7 protein-coding genes are annotated in these 13,833 nt (G+C 62.1%); all 7 read left to right on the top strand.

What is annotated here, in order from left to right; genetic code table 11:
- Nucleotides 1–93: 93 nt before the first annotated feature.
- A complete protein-coding gene (locus tag PLANPX_RS20675; RefSeq protein WP_152100561.1) occupies nt 94–2,109 on the top strand; it encodes a serine hydrolase in 2,016 nt (671 codons plus the stop codon).
- A gap of 243 nt (nt 2,110–2,352) precedes the next feature.
- On the top strand, nt 2,353–3,606 hold the full coding sequence (locus tag PLANPX_RS20670) for a dipeptidase (RefSeq protein ID WP_232536205.1): 1,254 nt from the start codon (nt 2,353–2,355) through the stop codon (nt 3,604–3,606).
- Nucleotides 3,607–3,662: 56 nt separating this feature from the next.
- On the top strand, nt 3,663–5,051 hold the full coding sequence (locus PLANPX_RS20665) for a DUF5690 family protein (RefSeq protein WP_152100560.1): 1,389 nt from the start codon (nt 3,663–3,665) through the stop codon (nt 5,049–5,051).
- Nucleotides 5,052–5,375: 324 nt separating this feature from the next.
- Nucleotides 5,376–9,164, top strand: coding sequence for a methionine synthase (gene metH, locus PLANPX_RS20660; protein WP_152100559.1), 3,789 nt, complete (start codon nt 5,376–5,378; stop codon nt 9,162–9,164).
- A 222-nt stretch (nt 9,165–9,386) separates the two neighbouring features.
- A complete protein-coding gene (locus tag PLANPX_RS20655; protein WP_172992214.1) occupies nt 9,387–10,190 on the top strand; it encodes a hypothetical protein in 804 nt (267 codons plus the stop codon).
- Between the two features lie 186 nt (nt 10,191–10,376).
- Nucleotides 10,377–10,817 carry a MarR family transcriptional regulator gene (locus PLANPX_RS20650; protein ID WP_152100557.1) on the top strand — a complete coding sequence of 147 codons (441 nt, stop codon included), beginning with the start codon at nt 10,377–10,379 and terminating at the stop codon, nt 10,815–10,817.
- The gene (locus PLANPX_RS20645) at nt 10,814–13,789 is read left to right on the top strand and encodes a TolC family protein (RefSeq protein WP_152100556.1); all 2,976 of its coding nucleotides are present in this window, start codon (nt 10,814–10,816) and stop codon (nt 13,787–13,789) included. The genes PLANPX_RS20650 and PLANPX_RS20645 overlap by 4 nt, the downstream gene beginning before the upstream one ends.
- Nucleotides 13,790–13,833: the final 44 nt, after the last annotated feature.

Here is a 13,833-nt window from a genome sequence, read left to right as displayed (position 1 = left end):
GTACGTCGGCGGCACGACGGACGCGGCGACAGGCATGACGAATGCCCTGGGCGGCGATCCGTCGAGATTCCTTTGGACCTGCGAGGAACTCCGATGCGATGCTTCGTTAGCGCTGTGGCTTGTCTGCTTCTGCTGCTTCCTGCGACGGCCCCGGCCGAAGATCTGGCCGACGTGGTGCAACCGCTGATCGACGCCCACCGGGGCGACGTTGCCGTGAAGATCAAGGATCTCGCCACGGGCGAGACCTTCGAATATCACGCCGACAAGACGATGCCGACGGCGAGCCTGATCAAGTTCCCGCTGATGATCGCGTCGTTCCAGGAGTTCGAAGAGGGGAACGTCGCGCCCGAAGCGATCGTCGAACTCGACGAGAAGGACAAGGTGCCCGGCTCGGGGGTGCTGACGGCTCACTTCTCCGGCGGCGCCAAGATGCCGCTCCGCGACGCGATCCGACTGATGATCGTCTATTCCGACAACACGGCGACGAATCTCGTCGCGAAGAAGGTCGGCCTCGACAAGACCGCGAAGCTGATGGAGAAGCTCGGCTATCCGGAGACGAAGCTCCATTCATACACGTTCAATCGACCTTCGTCGCTGTTCCCTGAGCGGAGCGTGAAGTACGGCCTGGGTAGCACGACGCCGGCCGATATGGTGTCGCTGCTTGAGAAGCTGTGGAAGAAGGAGCTTGTCAGCAAAGAGGCCAGCGAAAAGATGCTGACGAATCTTTACGCCTGTGCCGATAAGTCGACGTTCCCGCGGTACCTGCCCGACGTGAAGTTCGCGCACAAGACGGGCGCCACGGAGCTGGTGCGGACGGATGCTGGACTGATGGAACTCCCCAGCGGCGGTCCGATCGCGATGTGCGTGATGACCAATGAGAACAAGGACCAAAGCTGGAGCCCCAACAACGAAGGGGACGTGCTGTGCAGCAAGATCGCTCAGGCGGTTTATCGCTACTACACCGAGGGGGCCAAATCAGATTCCAACATGCTGAAGAAGGGCTCCGCCGGGCCGCTCGTCGCGTCGCTGCAGCGAACCTTGAACGAACAACTGAAGCCGTCGCCTGAGCTTGATGCCGACGGCGATTTCGGCGCGATGACCGAGACGGCCGTTACCGCGTTTCAAAAGGCGAAGAATCTGAAGCCGACGGGCGTTGTCGGACCAGAGACTTGGGAAGCCCTCGGCCCGTTGGTGGAAGAGGGCCCGAAGGCGCCGGAGCCGGCTATCGCCAATGCGGAGGTTTTTAAGAAGGCTAACGCAGAGTCGCTCGATGGTCCGCCGATCGTCGGCTGTCGGGTTTGGGCGATTGCCGACGGCAAGACGGGCGAAGTGCTGTGGGGCTTTAACGAAGAGAAGCCGGTCGATATCGCCAGCACGACGAAGATGATGACGGCGTACCTCGTCGGCAAGTTGGCTGAAAAGCATCCTGAGGTGTTGAAGGAAAAGCTCACCTTCTCGAAGCGGGCCGACGAGACGATTGGCTCGACTTCCGATTTGCGGGTAGGCGAGGTCGTCACGGTCGAAGAGTTGCTCTACGGGCTGATGTTGCCGTCGGGGAACGATGCGTCGGTGGCGTTCGCCGAGCACTTTGGCTCACGCGCGGCGCCGGACGGCGACGGCAAGGCCGGCAAGAAAGAATCGGCGAAGGAGGCCTACGGTGCGTTCATCAAGGCCATGAACGCCGCCGCGAAGGAGTTGCGAATGGAGCATAGCCACTTCACCAACACGCACGGCCTGACTGACAAAGAGCATAAGGCGAGCGCGGCCGATTTGGCGAAGCTGGCGATCGCGGTGAAGCAGATTCCGATTCTGCAAAAGGTCGTCTCTACGCCGCAGCATGGCGCCACCGTCACCGGCCCCGGCGGGTACGAGCGGAACGTGCTCTGGAAGAATACGAACAACCTGCTGAAGATCGAAGGCTACGACGGCGTGAAGACCGGCACCACCGATGCGGCCGGTGCTTGCTTGGTGTCGAGTGCGAAGCGGGGCGATGATTCGCTGATCGTCGTGGTGCTCGGCGCCCCGTCGAGTGATTCGCGGTACGTTGACTCGCGGAATCTGTATCGCTGGGGTTGGTCGCAGTTGGAGAAGAAGTCGGAAGGAAAGTAACTTTCAGTCTGTGTTGGGTTCGGAATGCGGGGAGATTTACCACGAAACACACGAAAAGCACGAAATTAGAAATGCAAAAGACGGGGAAGAGTTAAGGGACGAAAATGGTTTTGTTCAACGGTTCTTCCCGCTCTCCTGAATTCTTTCGTGTCATTTCGTGTGTTTCGTGGTTAAAAACGCATTTCATCCCAGCATCAATCTCAAGACGCGTCGCCTGTCGCCAGACCGTGCCACGAGGGTTCTATGAATTCACTTCGCAAGTCGTTTGGTAGTGTCGCCCTCATGGTTCTGACCGCGCTCACGTCGGCAACGGTTGCATATGCAGAAGAACCAACCGCGCGGCCGCCGATTGTGCTGACGGATGAAGCTAGGAAGCTGCATGCCGAGACGCTGCTGATCGACGGGCACAACGACTTGCCGTGGGAACTGCGTCAGCAGGCTCGCGGGCAGTTCGACAAACTCGACATTTCAAAAGAGCAGAAGACGCTGCAGACTGACATCCCGAAGCTCCGCAAGGGGGGCGTTGGCGCCCAGTTCTGGTCGGTGTGGGTGCCGGGCGAAACCTCGAAGCGGGGGGCGGCCCTGTCGACGACGATTGAGCAGATCGAACTCGTCAAAGCGATGATCGCGCAGTATCCCGATACGTTCGAACTCGCCCTCACGGCCGACGATATCGAGCGGATCGCCAAGACGGGCAAGATCGCGTCGCTCATCGGCATGGAAGGGGGCTACTCGATTGAAGAGTCGATTCCCGTGCTGCGACAGTTGTACGCTCTCGGCGCGCGGTACATGACGCTTACCCATTCCGATTCGCTGGCGTGGGCCGACTCGGGAACCGACAAGCCGCGCAGCGGGGGGCTTTCGCCGTTTGGCGAAGAGGTCGTCCGCGAAATGAATCGACTCGGGATGATGGTCGACATTTCGCACGTCTCGCCCGATGCGATGAAGGCTGCTCTGCGGATCACGAAGGCGCCCGTCATCTTTTCGCACTCCTCGGCTCGCGGGATTGCCGACCACCCGCGTAACGTGCCGGACAACGTGCTGAAGCTGACCGCCGAGAATGGCGGCGTGGTGATGGTGAACTTCTTCTCGGCGTTCATCGTGCCCGAATCCGCGGAACGCGATGTGAAGCGAATGGCTTACCGGCGCGAGATCGACGAGAAGATCAAGGACGAGGGCGAAATCGAACAGGCGATGAAGCGGTGGGACGCCGAGAATGGCCGCGGCAGCCGCGGGACGGTCCACACGCTGCTTGATCATATCGATCACATCGTGAAAATCGCCGGCGTCGATCACGTCGGCATCGGCTCCGACTACGATGGCGTGACGATGCTACCAGAGCAGTTGGAAGACGCGAGCACCTATCCGTACATCACGCAGGGATTGCTCGATCGCGGCTACAGCCACGAGGACGTCAAGAAGATTTACAGCGGCAACATTTTGCGGGTGATGCGGGCAACCGAGCAGGTGGCGCGCGAGATTCAAGCTGCGAAGTGATGGCGAGCCGCAGGCATCTTGCCAGCGGGATCCGAACGTTCGGAGAGGGGCGTAGTTTGTCGGAACGCGATACCACTTCATCTCTCGCCCATGCTTCCCAGCGGCCGCTCACGCGCTGGCTTGCGGCCGCTCCGCCGGCCGTGCTCAACGGCTACGCGATCGTCTGCTCGTTCGCGGCTTACTTTGCAATGTTCGCGTTTCGCAAGCCGTTCGCGTCGGCGACCTACGAGCGGGCTTCCGCGGAGGTGGGCACGCTCGGTTTGAAGAGCGCGCTCGCCATTGGCCAAATCGTTGGGTACGGACTCGCGAAATGGATTGGCGTCAAGTTCGTCTCCGAGACGAGCCGCTCGCGTCGGGCGCCGCTGCTGATTGCGATGATCGTCGCGGCGGAAGCGGCGCTTCTGCTGTTCGCCGTAGTTCCCGACGGTTGGCGGCCGCTTGCGATGTTTTTCAACGGGTTGCCGCTCGGCATGGTATGGGGGCTCGTGGTGTGGTACCTCGAAGGCCGCCGCACATCGGAGATTTTGCTGGCGGCGCTAAGCTGTTCATTCATCATCGCGAGCGGCGCCGTGAAGGACGTTGGCCGCGCGGTGTTGGCGGGCGATCCGCTGCCGTTGTTGGGCGCGACGCTGCCAAACCCGTTCACCGGGCCGATCGGCGAACTCTGGATGCCGTTCGCCGTCGGGGCCCTCTTCTTCATTCCATTCGTCGTCGCGGTGTGGTTGCTCGACCAACTCCCCGAACCGAATGCCGCCGACGTCGCGAGCCGCTCCATTCGCGAGCCGATGGACCATCGGCAACGGATCGAGTTTCTCGCGAGGTTTTTCCCTGGGTTGCTGCTGCTGTTTGCGACCTACTTCTTCATCACCGCATTTCGCGACTACCGCGATAACTTTTCCGTCGATCTGTTCAACGAGCTTAAGTACGCTTACGAGCAAAACAAGTCGATCATCACCCGTTCAGAGCTGTGGGTCGGCCTCGGCGTGGCGGCGGCGATGGCGATGATCTACCTCGTCCGCGACAATCGGCGGGGTTTGCTGGCGGTATTTGGCGTGATCGCCGCCGGTCTCGCGCTGCTGGGAGTCGCCACGTGGTTGCGAACTCACGGCGTGATCGACGGATTCTGGTGGATGATTCTTATCGGCCTTGGTTCGTATTTGGCCTATGTTCCGTATAATTCGGTCCTCTTCGAACGGTTGATTGCATCGACTCGCATCGCCGGCACCGCCGTCTTCGCCATCTATGTGGCCGATTCGTTGGGCTACGTCGGCTCAGTCTCGATGTTGCTCTATAAGGAATTTGGCGCCAGTTCGGCGACGCGGCTCGAGTTCCTCGATTCGTTCTGCTACGCCCTTTCGATCGGCGGCGCTCCGGTGCTGCTCATCGCGGCGATCTACTTCATGAGGGTGACCCGGCTGGAAAAGGTCCAGCCAAAAGATGCGTGAGCGACTGCTATGAGACTGCCGCATCCGCGCCGCAAAGAAGGTTGTGGCTCCCTCCCCCTTGAGGGGAGGGCTGGGGAGGGGGTGGAACCCTGGTACCCACTACTGCCACCCCTCCCTAACCCTCCCCATCAAGGGGAGGGGACCTCAGGGTTTCGTTTTTCTCTGAGGCTTCCGCAACTGCCAGGTGAATAAGCTTCGGAGCTGAGGTTACCGTGCGCCAATGGCTGGCCTTGCCGCCTCGAACCTCCGGCCTCCCTGTTGGCTCTTGTCTCCTGTAGATATGATGGAGGGTTCTTTCAACCACCGTCCTCAGCCGACTCTGCCATGCCGACTCCGACTGTCGAAGACAAGACCGCTCAACTCGAAACGCTCCTCGACGAGCGAATCTTGATTCTCGACGGCGCCATGGGGACGCAGATCCAGGATTTGAAGCTGGACGAAGCCGCCGTGCGCGGCGAACGCTTTGCCGGGCACGACAAAGACCTGAAGAACTTTGCCGACATCCTCTGCGTCACCCGGCCGAAGGAGATCACGGCGATTCACCGTCGGTATCTCGAGGCGGGCGCCGACATCATCGAGACGAACACCTTTGGCGCCAGCCCGGTGGGGATGGAGGAGTTTGGCCTGCCGCTTGATTTGGTGGCTGAGATCAATGCCGCCGCGGTGAAGTGCGCCCGCGTCGCCGTTGAGGAAATGAACGCGAAGACGCCCGACCGGCCGCGGTTCATCGCCGGTTCGATTGGCCCGACGACGAAGCAAACCGCGATCAGCACCAAGGTCGACGATCCGTCGTACCGTGGGACGACGTTCGACGAAATGTCGGAGTCGTATTACGCCCAGGTGAAGGCGCTGGTCGAGAGTGGCGTCGATATCCTGCTGCCCGAAACGTTCATCGACACGCTCAACCTGAAGGCGTGCCTGTTTGCGATTCAGCGATACTTCGACGAGTCGGGCAATCGCGTGCCGGTGATGGCGTCGGGCACGTTCGACAAGGGCGGGGCGACGTTCGTTTCGGGGCAATCGATCGAAGCGTTCTGGAACGCGGTCTCGCACTTCCCGCTGTTGTCGATTGGCATGAACTGCGCGCTCGGTCCGGACATCATGCGGCCGCATATCGAGGTACTCGCCGGAGTTTCGTCGACGCGGATCAGCTGCCATTCGAACGCCGGTTTGCCGAACGAGATGGGGCTGTTCGATCTCGGCCCCGAGGCGATGGCCAAGATGGTCGGCGAGTATGCCGACAACGGCTGGGTAAACATCCTCGGCGGCTGCTGCGGCACGACGCCCGATCACATCGCAGCGTTCTCGCGGCGTTTGGCGGGACTGAAGCCGCACAAGCGGACGACCGTGGCGCCCTGGCTGCGCCTCAGCGGTACGCAGCCGATGACGCTGCGCCCCGAGAGCAACTTCATGATGGTCGGCGAGCGAACCAACGTCACTGGTTCGAAGAAGTTCGCCAACCTGATCAAAGCCGAGAAATACGAAGACGCGATCGAGGTCGCCCGCCAGCAGGTCGAGGGGGGCGCCAATGTGATCGACGTCAACATGGACGAAGGTCTGCTCGACGGCGAAGCGGTGATGACGAAGTTCCTCCGCCTGATCGCCGGCGAGAACGACATCGCGGCCGTGCCGGTGATGATCGACAGCAGCAAGTGGTCGGTCCTCGAAACAGGCTTGAAGGCTGTTCAAGGGAAGTCGATCGTCAATTCGATCAGCATGAAGGATGGCGAGGCGGAGTTCATCCGCCGCGCACGCCTCTGCCGGCAGTATGGCGCCGCCGTCGTCGTGATGGCGTTCGACGAAGAAGGCCAAGCGGCCACCGAGGACGACAAGGTTCGCATCTGCAAGCGGGCTTACAAGATTCTCACCGAGCAAGTTGGCTTCCCGCCGCAGGACATTATCTTCGATCCGAACATCCTCACGGTCGCGACCGGCATTGAGGAGCACAACAACTACGCGGTTGATTTCATCAACGCGACGCGGCGGATCAAGGCCGAGTGCCCCGGCGTGCACGTGTCGGGCGGCGTGTCGAACGTGTCGTTCTCGTTCCGCGGCAACGACGCGGTGCGTGAGGCGATCCATTCGGCGTTCTTGTACCACGCGATCAAAGCCGGCCTCGATATGGGCATCGTCAACGCCGGGCAACTGGCGGTGTATGAAGACATTGAGCCGCAGCTGAAAGAGTTGGTCGAAGATGTGCTGCTCAACCGCCGTCCCGACGCCACCGAACGGCTCGTCGATTTCGCTGAAACGATCAAAGGGCAGGGGGCCGGCGCGAGTTCCGCAGCGAATGACGCTGAGTGGCGTAATGGGCCTGTCGAAGAACGGCTCAAGCACGCGCTGCTCAAGGGCATCGTCAAGCATATCGACGAAGACACCGAAGAGGCCCGTCAAAAGTATCCCTCGTGCTTGGCAATCATTGAAGGCCCGCTCATGGCCGGCATGAGCGTCGTCGGCGACCTATTCGGCGAAGGGAAGATGTTCCTGCCGCAGGTGGTGAAGTCAGCCCGCGTGATGAAGAAGTCGGTCGCGTACCTCACGCCGTTCATGGAAGAAGAAAAGGCCGCCGCCGGTTCCGCCGGTCAGCCGCGTGCTCGCGTGCTGCTAGCGACGGTGAAGGGCGACGTTCACGACATCGGTAAGAACATCGTCGGCGTCGTGCTCGGTTGCAACAACTTTGAAACGATCGACATGGGGGTGATGGTTTCCTGCGAGCGGATCTTGGAAAAGGCGCTCGAAGAGAACGTCGACCTAATCGGGCTCTCAGGGCTGATCACGCCGAGCCTCGACGAGATGGTGCATGTCGCCCGCGAAATGAAGCGAACCGGGATGACGATGCCGCTGCTGATCGGCGGCGCCACGACCAGCGCAAAGCACACAGCAGTGAAGATCGCTCCCGGGTATGACGGCTGCGTGGCGCATGTGCTCGATGCGTCGCGTTCCGTCGGCGTCGTCGAAAAGCTGATCAATCCCGAAGCCCGCGAGAAGTTCTACGCGGATAATCGCGAGTTGCAGAAGCAACTGGTGGCGTCGTACTCGCAGCGACAGGCCGTCGACTTGGCTCCGTACGCGGAAGCCAAGTCGAAGCGGCTCGTCACTGATTGGAAGACCGTCGACGTCCCGCGCCCAGCCTTCATCGGAGCGCGCGTCCTATCGTCCGCTCCAACGGCGGCCGTGCTCGGCTCGAACGGCGATGATGTCGCAGCAGTGAAAAAGGTCGACCTGAGCGAGCTCCGCGCGTATATCGACTGGTCGCCGTTCTTCATGACCTGGGAGATGAAGGGGAAGTACCCCAAAATCTTCAAAGATCCGAATCTCGGCACGGAAGCGAAGCGGCTGTTCGATGATGCCAACGCGCTGCTTGATCGCATTATCGACGAGCAATTGCTGGAGGCCCGCGGCGTTTACGGTTTCTGGCCGGCGGCGGCTGATGGCGAGGATATCATCGTCTACGCCGACAACACTCGCACGGCCGAGCGGACTCGCTTCCACGGCCTGCGGCAACAGTGGCGTCGCAAGGGGCAGGAGACGTTCTACTCGCTCGCCGACTTCATCGCCCCCGTCGGCGCCGTCGATGGGAACGGACGGCCGATCGAAGACTTCGTCGGCGCCTTCGCGGTAACCACGGGGCTCGGTTGTGACGAGCTCTCAAAGAAATTCGACGCCGATCACGACGATTACAACTCGATCATGACGAAGGCGCTCGCCGACCGTCTGGCCGAGGCGTTCGCCGAATGGCTCCACCAACGTGCCCGTCGCGACTGGGGCTACGGCGTGAGTGAGGAGTTCACCAACGAGCAGCTGATTGACGAAGGCTACCGCGGCATTCGGCCGGCGCCGGGTTACCCCGCGCAGCCCGACCACACCGAGAAGCCGATCATCTTCGACTTGCTCGACGCCACGAAGCAGACCGGCATGATTTTGACCGAGTCGCTGGCGATGCATCCCGCGGCGAGCGTCAGCGGGTTGTACTTCGCTCACCCACAGTCGCGGTACTTTGCGGTCGATCGGATCGATCGCGAGCAGGCCGAGGACTACGCCCGCCGCAAGGGAATGACGCTGGCGGAGGTGGAGCGCTGGCTGTCGCCGAATCTGGGGTACGAGCCGTCGTAAGTTTGGCGATACACGGTCGCGCGTTCCTCTAGCCCCTGGCTCCGCCAGGGGGTGGCGTCGCTTACCGCAACGCCTTGAAGAATGGCGGGCGACCCCCTGGCGGAGCCAGGGGCTAGGTGGCGGCATAGCTTATTTTCTGCGGGCGGAGCAGCGGCATGCCCGTGAGGTATGCTTTTCCGAAGTCGCCCAGCGGAACCGTGGCGATGCGTAGGAAGCCGACCCATGCTCGAGTCAACGCTCAGTTACATATTCGCCAGCCAATGGCGCGTGCTGCCCGTCTGCCTGGTGCTGCTCGTCGCGGTCACCGAGCTTGGTTATCACTTCGGCTTGAAGCTGCATCGCGCCGACGACGGAGCCCGCAAGGGCCAGATCGCAGGCATCCAGGGTGCGATCTTGGGGCTGCTGGCGCTGTTGCTGGGTTTCACGTTCGCGCTGGCGGTGCAGCGGTACGAGACTCGCCGCACGCTGGTCGTCGAAGAGGCGAACGCGATCGGTACGACGTACTTGCGGGCCGGTTTTCTGTCGGACGAGCAGAGCGCCACCGTGAAGAGTTTGCTCCGCCGTTACGCCCAAGCGCGGATTGAGTATTACGAAGCGGGGCAGAATGAGACGGAGATTCTCGCCGCGGAAGACCAAGCGGCGGTAATTCAGGCGGAACTCTGGACGCACGCCGTCGCGGCCGCGAAGGAGGCGCCCAACCCCGTGGTCGCCACGTTCATCACGTCGCTTAACGAGCTGATCGATCTCGACGCGACGCGGCTGAACGCCCTCCGCACCCACGTGCCGGGCGCCGTGTGGATCATTCTCGTCGTGGTGGCGGGCTGTGGTTGTTACGTGAGCGGCTACGGTTCCGGCGCGAGCGGCGCCCGCACGACGTTTTCGAGCTTTGTGCTGCCGGTGCTGATCGCGCTGGTGATCTCGTTAATCTCCGACATCGACCGCCCCCGCGGCGGGTTGATCAGTATTAAGCAGCAGCCGATGTTCGATTTGCAGGACGCAATCTCCGGCGAAGCTTCCGCGCAGTGAAATGGCGGGCCGCTCTAGACCTGCTTGCATGCGGCAGACCAAAAATCGTTCAAGTTCGAACGATTCACCGCCGAATGATTTAGAGGCGAAGCGTTTCCGCCGCGGTTCGACTCCGCGCGCTGGGACGGCAAGCGATCCGCTGGCTCGCCTCTTATCACTCATCTCCCGCGGCGGTAGGGACTTGGCATGTCGTTTGGCGGCGATTCATTGGAAGAAAGCTTCCGGCCGTTCGTTGCTAGCGGGCCGACGGCGGCCGAGCGGGTCGACGCTGCTTGCCGGCAGGCGATCGTCGGCAAGCTAGCATGTCGCGATATCGCGGCGTGGCTGCGCGGCGCGGCGATCAACGAGCCGGAGTTCCGCTTGCTGTGGCTCCTGTCTGGGAGCGGAAACGGCGCCGCGGAGTGTTCGCTCGATCAGGCCGACCTCGCGGAGCGGCTGGTCGTATCGCCGGCGCAGGTGAGCGGGGCGGTCGAGCGGTTGCGGCACTTGGGGCTGCTGGAACGCGTGCAGCATGAACGCGATCGTCGCCGGCAGTTGTGGCGGGTGACGAACACTGCCGGCGAGTTGCTCGGCCAAATCGTGAGCCAAGTTGCTTGCTCCTATGAACGACGGGAGGAGGCGGCATGAATACCAGCCTGCGACTTCTGCTCGTCGTCTCGATGCTGCTAGCCAATGGCTGCAGTCGCCCATTCTATCGCAAGCAAGCCGACGCCGATGCGTACTGCCTGACGGATCAGAAGGCGGCGGTCATCGGTTCCGATCCGCAAGAGTTCCGGATCAACATCGATCCGCGCTCGCGTATGTACGATCCGAATAATCCCGACGTCGAGCCGCAGCCGCCCGACGATCCGGCGTCGCATCGGTACATGGAATGCGTCGACTGCAAGAAGGGTTCGAAGTGCTGGAAGTGCTTGCCGCGGACCTCGTACGTCGACAATCCGAACTGGCAGGAGTACTTGCCGCGCGACGGTTCGGGGCGCGTACTGCTTGATTTGCGCAATGCGGTCGAGGTGGCGCTCCGCGATTCGCCCGAGTACCAATCGAACCTGGAAGACCTGTACCTGTCGGCGCTCGACGTTAGCTTCGAGCGTTTCCGCTTCGATACGCAGTTCTTCGGCGGAACGTCGTTGTTCCTGACGTCGCAAGGGCGTGACGCGACGGGCACCGGAAACTCATCGACGGAGTTCGTCGTCTCGCCGAGCAATCCGGCTAATCGCCTCCGCGCCACGCGGCTCACGGCGACGGGCGGCGAACTCGTGACCGGCGTTGCCAACTCGTTTGTCTGGCAGTTCGCCGGGCCGAATGATCAAACGAGCACGACGCTGCTCGACTTCTCGTTGTTGCAGCCACTGCTGCGCTTCGGCGGGCGGACGCGAGTGCTGGAGCGGCTGACGATTTCCGAACGGGCCTTGCTCGCCAACGTGCGGCAAATGGAGCGTTATCGCCGCGGCTTCTACCTCAACATCGCGACCGGCCGCGATTCGGGCGGCGGGCCGTCGCGACGCGGCGGTTTCTTCGGCGGCAGCGGTCTCGACGGCTTTGCCGGCGTCGGCGGCGGCGGCTTCGGCAACGTCGGCAATTTTGGCTTTGGCGGCGGCTTTGGCGGTTTCGGCTTCAACCAGGGCGTCGGCGGCGGCTTCACCGGCGGCGCGGGCGCCGCTGGGGCGGGCGGTTTCATGGGACTGCTGCAAACGCAGCAGACGATTCGCAACCAGCGTTCAAACGTCGGCTCGCTGCGAGACAGCTACGAGCAACTTCAAGCGTCGTACGATGCCGGCCGCATCGACTTGTTCCAAGTCGACCTCGCGCGCCAGGCCCTTTACAACGCGCAGAGCCAGCTGCTCACCGCCGAGGCTGGTTACCAAACGACGCTTGATAGCTTCAAGATCACGCTAGGATTGCCGCCGGAGCTCGACGTGCGGATCCAAGATCCGCTGCTGGAACGTTTTAACTTGCTCGATCCTCAGCTCGAGAAAGTTGAAGAGCGCGTCACCGACGCGCTCGTCGGCTTGCGTGAATTGCGGCAACGGCTTCAAGATGAGAAGAACCCGCTCGATCCGAACTCGCCCGAAGCGGCTCAGCGGTTCGAGCGTTGGCTCAACGAATGCGTGGCGCTCGAATCGCTCGCCAACGAGCGGTTGATGGCGGTGGAGGCCGACATGAAGGCGGTCGAGGCATCGCTGCCCAAACGTCGCGAGTACCTGCGGGCGCTCGCCGGTCGCGAGGAAGTGCAGAACGCCCAGATCGATCCGCGACTGTTCAGCGTCGAGGAACTCGACCGTCGCGTCGCCAAGCGGCAGGCTGAGTACGAGATGCTCAAGGGAAATCTGGCCCAGGTGTGGGCGGAACTCGACAAGCTCGACCAGGCCGGCGCTGCCGACATGGCGGCACTGTTACCTGGGGTGATCGACTCGATGGCCGATCTTTCGGGCCGGCTGCTCGAACTGTCGCTGGTTCAGGCGGCGGCGCGGCTCGATGCGATCTACTTCCCGCCGGTTGAGCTGACCGACGACGAAGCGATTCTGATCGCTAGTGCGTATCGCCGCGACTGGCAGAACGCACGGGCCGCACTTGTCGATTCGTGGCGGCTGATTTACTTCAATGCCAACGCGCTGCTCAGCGACCTGAACTTCATCTTCAGCGGCGATATCAGCAACGTCGGCGACAATCCGTTCCGCATCCGCGACACGACGGGCCGGCTCCGCGTCGGCATGCAATGGGATCCGCCAATGACGCGGCTCGCCGAGCGGAACATCTACCGCCAGTCGCTCATTGAGTACCAACAGGCTCGCCGCAACTACTACCAATACCGCGATCGCGTCGCGCAAGGGCTCCGGGCCAATCTGCGGCAGACGAGACTTAACGAAATCAACTTCGAGCTTCGCCGCGCCGCCGTGCTCGTGGCGATCTCACAGGTCGATCTGACGCAGTTGCGGCTTTCACAACCGCCGCAGGTCGGCGTCGAAACGCAATTCGGCGACACGACGGCTCGCGACTTGGTGCAGTCGCTCTCCGACTTGCTCAATGTGCAGAACGACTTCCTCAGCGTGTGGGTGAACTACGAAGTCCAGCGGCAGGCCCTCGATTTCGATCTGGGCGTCATGGAACTCGACTCGGCTGGCATTCGCCGCGAGCACGAGGCGCCGTTAACGGCGTACATCGCAGGGGCGGTAGCGATTCGGGCGCAACTCTGCAGTTCGTCCGACATCGTGCCGACGCTTGCGAAGCCGTTGGCAAAACCGCAGCCCGAGCAGATTCAGCCGTTGCCGCTCGACATGCCTGATTCGCTGCTGCCGGGGGAAGATGGTCCGCCAGACAGTCCGCTGCCGCCGGGCGAGTTGCCGGTTCCGTTGCGGAATCCCGCGGCGGGCTACAAGGAACTCAATCCGGCTGACGCTCAGCGGATTTCGCACGACCGAATTTCCGCTAGCGATGGCCGCATCGCCCTGGCCCTGGCCGAAATGCCGGGATTCAAGACGGCGGACGAGGCTCGGGCGGCCCGCGACGGAGATGGCGGGGTTTCAGCTAAGCAGACGGCCGAGGGCGAAGCGGTTCGCGATGACGCCGTTCAGCCAGCCTCGTATAATGAAGCCGAGTAATTGGCCCAAGGATCGGCCGACTCAAGAGGCTGATCTCCAGCGTT

This window comes from Lacipirellula parvula (assembly GCF_009177095.1).
In the GTDB taxonomy this organism is placed as follows: domain Bacteria; phylum Planctomycetota; class Planctomycetia; order Pirellulales; family Lacipirellulaceae; genus Lacipirellula; species Lacipirellula parvula.
Note: the sequence above shows the minus strand (reverse complement) of the source record. Positions and strands in the feature narration are given on the sequence as shown.